The sequence below is a fragment of the uncultured Nostoc sp. genome, assembly GCF_964245575.1.
Classification (GTDB): Bacteria; Cyanobacteriota; Cyanobacteriia; order Cyanobacteriales; family Nostocaceae; genus Nostoc.
The window spans coordinates 1-8,420 of record NZ_CAXTNP010000052.1 but is presented as its reverse complement, the minus strand read 5'-3'; the positions used below and the strand labels follow the sequence as shown (position 1 = coordinate 8,420).

The following is an 8,420-nucleotide window of genomic DNA, read 5'->3' as shown; positions in this document are numbered from 1 at the left end:
CTATACCTCCTACGATGCCAAACAGAGTTGCCAACGCTGTCAGGGTGGCTGCGATCACAGTATAACTAACTCCTGATATGACTGATGATTTTACTCTTTTTTGATAAAGACTAATTTATTGTTGAAACAAACTTGTTTTCTTTAAATTAACATACTTATAATTTCAATTTAAGCATAATCTCATTTTTCTAGAGAAAATGCAACAGTATTTAAAACAATTAATTTAAGAAACTTAAGAAACTTAAGAAACTTAAGACAGATATTCTTTCTTAACTGCCACTTAACTTTCCTAACTTTTTTAAGTTTCTTAAATTCCTTAGAATCATTACTTCTTAACTGTCTTAACTGACCTTGAAAAAATATTTAATTAATGATATACATTTAAGTTGGAAAACAAGTTAATTTTTTTAAGGAAAACTCTATGCCTACAAACACAGTCAAAACAGTGGATATTGTAGCGGTACCATTCTTTGCGCGTTTCTTGGAAGAGCAAGCTACTGAAGGAACAGAGGTTCCTTGGACTTACAAGTATCCTTCAGATTTGGAAGATAAATAATTTATTTACTCTTCTACATCTAAAAGTATAGCCGTAGCCACATAGGTTAGGACATAATGACAAGCGTGAAGGCTAGGAATAGCAATAGTTTTACCTCCTGCCTCCTGCTATACCTTTCTTATCGGAAAGATACCTTGTAATTGGCTGAATCATAATTTAATAGAGTAGCAGTTATCAAATAACTGAAAATTACTCTTAGAGACGTGATCGCTTTCATATTGCCTTGTCCATAACATGGAGGTGATTGCTTTTTATAGATACCTAAATTACTTAAACTTTTTGGTTTATAAAAAGCAATTTGTTTGCTATTGCTTAATAGCTACCTCCTAAAATTTTCAAAAAAGTATATTTTATGCACCTGTCTCGTAATGTTGTTTTATTAATTACCCATAGTGGTGATTTTTTCACAATAGATAGAGTGGCAGAAGCCTTATCAAAAAAAGGGGTGCAACCATTTCGTCTAGATACTGATAAGTTTCCTCTAGGAGTGCAATTAACAGCACATTTTGATAAGTCTAAAAGCTACCACACTATAGAATATAACAACCACTCTATCAACACAGAGCAGGTGCAAGCTGTTTGGTTGCGCCGTATTTGGGAACCACAACTGAGTCAAGAATTAGCGCCAAAGTTCCGAGAAGCTTGCGTTAGAGAATCACTTGCAACTTTAGATGGTTTTTGGGACAGTCTCAAAGAAGCTACGTGGGTAGATAATTTAGAACGGATAGATTATGCAAGTAACAAGCTGCGTCAACTGCGGATTGCGTCTGAAGTAGGTTTTGTTATTCCCCAGACTCTTATTACCAACAAAGCCCAAGCAGCACGAGAGTTTTTCGGGCAAGTCAAGGGCAAAATGGTGAGCAAGCTCTTAACTGCTCTTTCCCACAGTATGGAAGCTAACTCTTCGTTTTTTCTGTACACCAGTATCGTCAAGGAAGAAGACTTACAAGATGCCGAGTCACTACGCTATTGCCCAATGGTTTTTCAAGAGCAAATTCCAAAGCAACAGGAATTACGGGTGGTGTATGTGAATGGTAATGTATTTGTGGGAGCGCTAAATGCAGATGTGTATGCAGCAGCCAAAGTTGATTGGCGTAAATCTGGTGTTGAAGTTGGCGCATGGCAACACCACCAACTTCCTGATGAAGTAGTTAGTCGTCTCAAAGCCATTATGGGGAAATTTGGGCTGTTGTTTGGAGCGTTAGATTTCATCGTCACACCATCAGGGGAATACGTCTTTTTAGAAATCAACCCTCTGGGGGAGTGGGGAATGCTAGAAAAAGATTTAGACTTACCGATTGCAAGTGCGATCGCTGATGCTCTACTTCAAAGAAAGCACGATCAAAAATTTAATATTTGATACTAGCCTGTGGTAAGCCACCCAAAAGGTGTCTACATACTTCACACTTCATACTTTTTATGACCGTATTAATAGTCACGTTTAGTAAAGACAACGAAAGTATTCCTCTAGTCATCAAAGAAATTGAGGCTAGAGGAGAAAAAGCATTTCGGTTTGACACAGATAGATATCCCACCGAGGTGAAGTTAGATATTTACTCTGGCGTTACTGAACGAGTAATTATTACTGATGGCGAACAAAAGCTAGATTTGAGTGAAGTCTCCTCAGTTTGGTATCGGCGGATGCGCTACGGAGAAAAAATTCCCGACTCAATGGACAAGCAATACAGAGATGCGTCAATTAATGAATGTCGCGCCACAGTCAGGGGTATGATTGCCAGCCTTCAGGGATTCCACTTTGATAAAATGTCCAATGTAGATCGGGCTAATAATAAGCAACTACAATTGCAAGTTGCACGAGAAGTTGGTCTTGTAACTCCACGCACTCTGACTTCAAACAATCCAGAAGCAGTCAAGCAATTTGCTCAAGAGTGTCAGCAAGGTATAGTTACCAAGATGCTTTCTTCCTTTGCTATTTATGATCAGCAGGGGCGAGAAAACGTTGTGTTTACCACTCCAGTTACAGATGATGATTTAGAGAATATGGAAGGACTATGCTTTTGTCCGATGACCTTTCAAGAAAATGTGCCCAAGGCGCTGGAATTGCGGACAACTATTGTCGGACACCGCGTATTTACTGCCGCAGTAGATTCCCAAAGCTTGTCAGGATCTACTTACGACTGGCGCAAAGAGGGGAGAGCTTTAGTTAAAAATTGGCAATCCTACGACTTGCCAGAAGATATTGAGAAAAAACTGCTCAAACTGATGGCTTATTTTAGCTTAAACTATGGAGCAATTGATATTATTGTCACCCCCGATGGTCGGCATGTATTCCTCGAAGTTAACCCAGTCGGGGAATTTTTTTGGATGGAGATATATTCACCACACTACCCCATTTCGCACGCGATCTCAGAAGTATTACTGACTAATAAAAATTACGGGATTGAGCCTTGTATATTTTTCTAATCTTCTATCCTATAGGTACTCAGTTGAACAACACGTTTGCAGTAGCAGGGCAAACGCATCTAAAGTATAAGAATCCTTTAATAGCAAGGGTTTCGGCGTTTTTAAATTTAGCCTATTTTTTCGTCAATATCCTTGTTCAGCAAGGGTTTCAGAAATACCGTGCGTTCGCCCTGTTTTGCAGTAGCGTTTTATAGACAAAAGTAGCTGCTGCCGCGTCTACATCCCCTACCACTTTAAAAGTTGTTAGTGAGATTTTTCTCTTAACTTTATTGATATTAAATCCCTTATTTAAAATTACGAATTATTGACATTTGGAGATTAAATCCTTGTGATAAACATAGTAAATACACAAACTGTTTTGACATTTGATGGGGTAAATGATTATATAGATTTTGGCAGAAACGATATTGGCGGCGTTTTTGCTCAAGGGAGTTCAGCTTTTACGGTTTCAGGATGGGCAAATCCACATGAACTAACAACTAAAGCAACTAGTTACGGAACGCGCAATGTATTTTTTGCTCATTCTTCAGAGACATATAGCGATAATTTTGAATTCGGCATCAGTGAAACAGGAAGCCTAGATGTCTACATTGATGAAAGTGTTAGCAAGAGTATCAAAACCTTCGGGCAAGGAGAATTAACTATAGGACAATGGCACTTTTTTGCTATTGTTTTTAATAGTGGTCAAATAACCGTATATCTTGACGAGCATGAATACAACGATTCTCTTAGAGGTTCATCTTTAAACAAAGCCACAAGTTCTATAACTCTGGGAGCAACGTTACATAAACAGGTCTATTTCAAAGGACAATTAGCAAATATTAGCGTTTGGAATTATCCCTGTACTCAAGCAGAAATACAGAATCATCGTTGTGGGCAAATAGTCGGAGATGAATCAGGATTAGTGGCCTACTGGAGATTAGACGATGGGCAAGGTACAACTGTCAAAAACCAAACTGGAAAAAACCAAACTGGAAAGTCCTATCAAGGAAACTTTCGTGGTAATCCTATTTGGACTTTAGCAGAAATTCCATTCGCAACACAATCATTAAATCCAGTTCCATTTGCCACAGAATCATCCAATCAAGAAGATATTCAATTTGAACAGATCCAAACTGAGACAGCAGTTATTCCTGAAGAAAATATCTCACCAATAACTACAAATCTATTAGCAGCAACGGTATCGTTAGTAAACGACGACGAAAACCAACCAAAAGAAATTCAACAGACAGAAACAAATAGCGAAGAATCCAAGATGATTCCAACTGCGATCGCTCTCGGGTCACATGACGAGGAAACCAAAGCAGACCAAACTGAAGATCCGGTCAACATCCAACAAGCACAAATATTAACTCAGGAAGAATCGCCAGAAACTATGAATATAAAAGCCCGTCCCAAATATAAAATACTTTCCATTGATGGAGGCGGTATTCGGGGCATTATTCCTGCATTACTCTTAGCAGAAATTGAAAGGCGGACACAAAAGCCTATATTCAGCTTGTTTGATTTAATTACTGGCACTTCAAGCGGCGGAATTTTAGCACTTGGACTAACTAAACCCCGATTAAGTTCTGATGTATCTGATAACTTGCCAGTAGCTGAATACACTGCCGAGGATCTCCTACAGTTCTTTCTTGAGTATGGGGTAGAAATATTTTATGAGCCGTTGTTTGAAAGACTACTTGGCCCATTAGAGGATATATTTCTCCAGCCAAAATATCCTTCCGAAAGTAAAGAAGAAATTTTCAGGAAATATTTTGGTAACGCCCTTATAGAAAATAATCTCAAAGAAGTTTTTGTAACGAGTTACGATATCGAGCAGCGAATTCCGATATTTTTTACAAACAAACTAGAAAAACAGCAAATAGAATCTAAGAATTTTCAGAAGTTATCTGGGGGTTTTTCGCTCCTAGATGCAGCATTGGCAACTAGTGCCACTCCGACTTATTTTGCTCCTCATCGGATTGTAAACCCCCACAATAGCGGCATCGCCTATACTTTAATCGATGGTGGAGTATTTGCTAATAATCCAGCCCATTTAGCTATTTTAGAAGCACAAATTACTAGTAAACGAAAAGCACAAAAAGTCCTCAATACAGAAGATATTTTAGTAGTTTCTTTAGGTACAGGTTCGCTGACGAGTGTCTACCCTTATAAAGAAGTCAAAAATTGGGGACTCTTACAATGGGGAAGACCGCTTTTAAATATTATGTTTGACGGTAGTAGTGAAGTGGTAGCTGGAGAATTAGGACAGTTGTTTGAACCTAGTGATAAAGAAGCTCAAAGTTTTTATTATCGCTTTCAAACATTGTTAGATAGTGAACTAGAAGAAATAGATAATACCAAACTCCAAAATACTCGTCAGCTACAAGCTATAGCCCATCGACTAATATCTAATAAAAGTCAACAAATCGATGAACTTTGTAGTCTTTTGTTGGGCTAAATCAGATTTCTTACATCTTGCACCAGGTAACTGGTGCAAGATGTAAGATTTTTAATTTCTTCACAAAAGAAATTAATAATGACTCTCTTATACCAATTCAATTAAATTATGAAACAGATGTTAACCCTGAAAGGGAAGTATCTCCAAGTTTTTTAATTGCGAATTGCGAATTGCGAATTGCGAATTGGTATTAGTCATGTTTTCACTTTATAAGGATTGTAGGTAAGTACAATGGATGAACTCGTCAAAAAAATTTCTGGTTTAGGGCTTCCTGGCATACTTTTCGTGATAGCAACAGGTGCAGCAGGGGGTAATGTCGCTGCCGTTGTCGCTATGCTTTCAACGCTGGGCGGGCCTTTCGGCCTCTTAGGAGGTTTAGGCTTACTTGGGTTGGTAGCCGTTCTAGGGGAATATATAGCGGGATTTGGAATTGAAAACATTCTCAAGCTCATCTATACAGAACGTAGCAAAACTGAATCTGTCAGATTTCTTCTCAAAGAAATTCAAGAATTGCCCATTTCAGATGAGTTAAAACTCAAACTGAAACATCACATTAGCCCAGTAGTCGTTACTGAGCCTGACCAAGGCCCTTTTCCGAGAACAGTCGAAATTGTTGATGAGGAATCATTGACCTAGTGCATTCGATTTGATCCCCCTAGCCCACGCCAGTCGCTAGCCTGCCTTAACGCTTACAGCGTAGCTGGCTCCCCTTAAAAAGGGAGGAAATTTAATTAAAGTCCTCCTTAAAAAGGGGAATTTAGGGGGAGCTACAAATCTCGAATACAACACCATAAAAGTTTTCAGACATTCTCTAAAAGGAAAAATGGCCTCTGAGTCTAACTTGATTCTCAAAGGCCATTTGAAAATTCCTAGTGTAATTAGTAATGGCTACATTTTTAGAATATGCAAACTCCATCTGTGCGTGAGCAAAATACAACAAATCCTTTTTCAGCCTTGATTCAATTTTGGCAGGATGTGAAAGTAGTTGCCGGGCCTTATTGGTATCCAACAAAAGCAGAAGGAAGAGCATTTTCAGATGTGATTCGCTCATGGGGAATGCTCATTCTCTTAGTATTATTAATAGTCGTAATTGTCGGTGCAAATGCTGCAAATAGTTACTGGAATCGCTATGTAATTGATATCGTGATTGAACAGAGAGACCTTGATAAATATAATAGTACTTTATGGCTGTCCAGTCTCATTATTGTAGGAATGGTCTTGCTAGTGACTCTTTTGAGATATGTCAGAAAAAAAATAATTCTTGACTGGTATAAATGGCTAAATATTCATGTGTTAGAAAAATATTTAAGCAATCAAGCTTATTATAAAATCAATTTTAAATCTGATATAGATAATCCAGATCAACGCTTATCCCAAGAAATAGAACCTATTACTAGTATTGGCTTGAGATTCTCATCTTCTTTACTAGAAAAATCTTTAGAAATGGTCAGTTCTTTGATAATTCTCTGGATAGTTTCTTCAGAAATCGCAATTTATTTAATTATTTATACAATTATAGGTAATTTAATAGCTGTTTATTTGAATCAAGCAATAAATAAAGTTAACCAAGAAGAACTTGCATTTAAAGCAGATTTTGCCTATTGCTTAACTCATGTTCGTAATCACGCCGAATCCATCGCTTTTTTTCAGGGAGAAGATGAAGAACTAAATATAATTCAGCGTCGATTTAATAATGTTTTAAAAACTGCTGAACGCAGGCTGAATTTAGAGAGGGGACAAGACGCTTTTGGCAGAGCATATCAGTCTGCCATTAGCGTATTCTCGATGTTCATTCTTACACCTTTATTTCTCCAGGATCAAATTGATTATGGACAAATTAACCAAGCTAGTTTTGCTTGTTTTATGTTTTCTAATGCTCTAGGAGAACTAATAGCCGAGTTTGGGATTTCAGGGCGGTTTTCTGGCTATGTAAAGCGTTTAGCAGAGTTTTCAGATGCGCTACAGGCTGCTAGTAAACAACCAGAGAACGTCAGTACTATTCAAATTATAGAAGAAGAACGTTTAGCTTTTGAGAATGTCACTTTACAAACACCAAATTATGAACAGGTGATTGTTGAAAATTTGTCAGTTGCTGTTGGGCCAGGCGAAGGGTTATTGATTGTTGGCCCTAGTGGTAGGGGTAAAAGTTCTTTATTGAGAGCGATCGCTGGTTTGTGGAATGCGGGAACTGGTCGTCTAGTGCGTCCTCCCCTAAAAGAAGTATTATTCTTACCCCAACGGCCTTATATCATTTTAGGGACTTTGCGCGAACAGTTGCTTTATCCTCACACAGACAGGAAAATGAGCGATCGCGAACTTGAACACATTTTGCAACAAGTTAACCTGCAACACTTACTTACTCGCGTAGATGGCTTTGATACAGAAGTTCCTTGGGAAAATATATTGTCCTTAGGAGAACAACAACGCCTCGCTTTTGCACGGCTATTAATTACACATCCTAGTTTCACTATCTTAGATGAAGCAACGAGTGCTTTAGATTTAAATAATGAAGGGAATTTATATCAACAGTTACAATCAACGAAAACAACTTTTATCAGCGTTGGTCATAGGGAAAGCTTATTTAATTATCATCAATGGGTGTTAGAACTTTCACAAGAATCTAATTGGCAACTTGTTTCTATACAAGATTATCAATTGCAAAAACAAATTGCTGTTAAACCATCACAAAAGGAGCAAATTACGATAGATATTTACCCGAAAAACGAACTCAAAATGAAACCAAAATCAGCAGCGAGTGCCACAATTATAGGACTTTCTCATAAAGAGCTTCAGACATTAACGGACTATTCTATTACTACGATCAGAAGCAAGGCTAGTCAAGAAAAGTCTGTGACTACTAAGGATGGTGTAACCTACCGCTATAACAAAAACGTGGAGGTATTGAAATGGGTAAGACTTTAGTAACTATTTGTATATTTAAAAATAAGTGATGCTAACTAAAAAGCAAAACCAATTAGTTACTTATAAATCTATTAC

Annotated in this window: 6 protein-coding genes; all 6 read left to right on the top strand. The window is 37.7% G+C overall.

The window, feature by feature from the left end:
- Window positions 1-421: 421 nt before the first annotated feature.
- The 6 genes from ACFFAP_RS10970 (at window position 422) to ACFFAP_RS10945 (ending at window position 8,345) form a co-directional block, all read left to right on the top strand.
- On the top strand, window positions 422-556 hold the full coding sequence (locus tag ACFFAP_RS10970) for a microviridin/marinostatin family tricyclic proteinase inhibitor (protein ID WP_375511243.1): 135 nt from the start codon (window positions 422-424) through the stop codon (window positions 554-556).
- Window positions 557-908: 352 nt separating this feature from the next.
- Entirely contained in the window at window positions 909-1,916 is a 1,008-nt protein-coding gene (locus tag ACFFAP_RS10965; RefSeq protein WP_375511242.1) for an MvdC family ATP-grasp ribosomal peptide maturase, read from the top strand.
- A 59-nt stretch (window positions 1,917-1,975) separates the two neighbouring features.
- Window positions 1,976-2,980, top strand: coding sequence for an MvdD family ATP-grasp ribosomal peptide maturase (locus ACFFAP_RS10960; protein ID WP_375511241.1), 1,005 nt, complete (start codon window positions 1,976-1,978; stop codon window positions 2,978-2,980).
- 328 nt (window positions 2,981-3,308) lie between these two features.
- A complete protein-coding gene (locus ACFFAP_RS10955; RefSeq protein WP_375511240.1) occupies window positions 3,309-5,423 on the top strand; it encodes a patatin-like phospholipase family protein in 2,115 nt (704 codons plus the stop codon).
- Window positions 5,424-5,654: 231 nt separating this feature from the next.
- The gene (locus ACFFAP_RS10950) at window positions 5,655-6,059 is read left to right on the top strand and encodes a hypothetical protein (protein WP_104906706.1); all 405 of its coding nucleotides are present in this window, start codon (window positions 5,655-5,657) and stop codon (window positions 6,057-6,059) included.
- 267 nt (window positions 6,060-6,326) lie between these two features.
- Window positions 6,327-8,345, top strand: coding sequence for an ABC transporter ATP-binding protein/permease (locus tag ACFFAP_RS10945; RefSeq protein ID WP_375511239.1), 2,019 nt, complete (start codon window positions 6,327-6,329; stop codon window positions 8,343-8,345).
- Window positions 8,346-8,420 lie beyond the last annotated feature (75 nt).

Coding starts and splice junctions, on each gene's coding strand:
- ACFFAP_RS10970 (WP_375511243.1), top strand. CDS start 422: ATGCCTACAAACACAGTCAAAACAGTGGATATTGTAGCGGTACCATTC.
- ACFFAP_RS10965 (WP_375511242.1), top strand. CDS start 909: ATGCACCTGTCTCGTAATGTTGTTTTATTAATTACCCATAGTGGTGAT.
- ACFFAP_RS10960 (WP_375511241.1), top strand. CDS start 1,976: ATGACCGTATTAATAGTCACGTTTAGTAAAGACAACGAAAGTATTCCT.
- ACFFAP_RS10950 (WP_104906706.1), top strand. CDS start 5,655: ATGGATGAACTCGTCAAAAAAATTTCTGGTTTAGGGCTTCCTGGCATA.
- ACFFAP_RS10945 (WP_375511239.1), top strand. CDS start 6,327: ATGCAAACTCCATCTGTGCGTGAGCAAAATACAACAAATCCTTTTTCA.